Annotated in this window: 1 protein-coding gene and 1 pseudogene; both read right to left on the bottom strand. The window is 65.9% G+C overall.

From position 1 onward, the window contains the following. Positions 1-297: pseudogene (locus tag EN932_RS36345) on the bottom strand (protein tyrosine phosphatase); the annotation flags it as partial. After that, positions 294-1240, bottom strand: a 947-nt coding sequence (gene cobD, locus EN932_RS36340; RefSeq protein ID WP_128369536.1) for a threonine-phosphate decarboxylase CobD, incomplete at its 5' end; no start/stop codon positions are given. The pseudogene EN932_RS36345 and the gene cobD, both read right to left, overlap by 4 nt.

The raw sequence follows: 1240 nt of genomic DNA, 5'->3' as shown, positions 1-1240 counted from the left end.
GATATAGGCCGAAGCCGTCGAGCGGCTGATGCCGGCATAGCAATGCACGAGCATCGGCCTTGCCCGGTCCCACCGGCGCGCGAAATCGAGCAAATTGCGGACATGGTCTTCGCCCGGCATGGTCATGCCGTCCTGCGCCACCGCGATGTCGTGCATGACCAGATGCAGGTGGTTTTCCCTCGAGATCGAGGCCGGCCGCACCACCTCCGTTCCGGCGGCGAGCAGCGAAAGCATGCGGTCGGCGCCGGTCCTGGCCACCGTTTCCTCGATCTTTGCCAGCGAGCAGACATGGATCATTGTTTTGAACCCTTCGATTGATGCTCGCGCCGCGACGCCCATTCGGCAAGTGCGGATTCGAGCCGCTGCCATTCCTCCTCACTGCCCGGCAGGCCGGCGCGCAGAACGTCAGGCCGGTCGGCAAAATGGCGAAGCAGGATGCCGCGCTCGCCGAGCGCTGCAAACAAATCGGCGGCATTGGTCAGACTGAGGAAACGATACAGTGTGGTTCCGCCCGCAACAGGAACGCCGAAGCGGCCGAAAAGCGCATCGAGACGCGCCGATTCACCGGCCAACGACGCCCGCATCACGTCCTGCCACCCGATGTCGGCAAGCGCGCGGATGCCATATTCCAGCGCCGGGCCGGCGACGGCCCATGGTCCGAACTGCGTATCCAGCCGGTCGACCGTCGCAGTATCGGAAAGTGCAAAGCCGAGCCGCAGCCCGGCCAGGCCAAAGAACTTGCCGAACGAGCGCAGCACGACGAGGCCGCCCCGACCGACATCGCCCGCGACGCTGTGCTGACGCGGGCCGACATCCATGAACGCCTCGTCGACGACCAGCAGTCCGCCCTTGGCGCGCAATCCGGCGGCCAGAGCCAGCAACCGGTCGCGCTCTATGACACGTCCATCCGGATTGTTCGGATTGACGATGATGACGAGGTCGGCGTCAGCCAACGCTTCGAAATTATCGACCTCCGCCGCCTGGTGCCCGGCGATCGCGGCAGCGCGGGCATGTTCGGCGTAGGTCGGACCCAGCACCAACGCCTTGCCGGGCGAAATGAGCGACGCAACGCGCGGCAACAGGATCTGTGTGCCCGGCGCCGCCACGACGTAGGCTGGCGACGGCGCGCCGTAAGTACTGGCCGCGATCTCTGTCAGGTCGCGTGTGCGCGCGGCTTCCGGCAACCGCGACAGCGAGGTGGCGGGCAGGTCGAAAAGCGGGTAGGAGTGCGGATTGATAC

The organism is Mesorhizobium sp. M7A.F.Ca.US.002.01.1.1, from assembly GCF_004022955.1.
Lineage (GTDB): Bacteria > Pseudomonadota > Alphaproteobacteria > Rhizobiales > Rhizobiaceae > Mesorhizobium > Mesorhizobium ciceri.
This window is presented reverse-complemented; position numbering and strand designations above follow the sequence as displayed.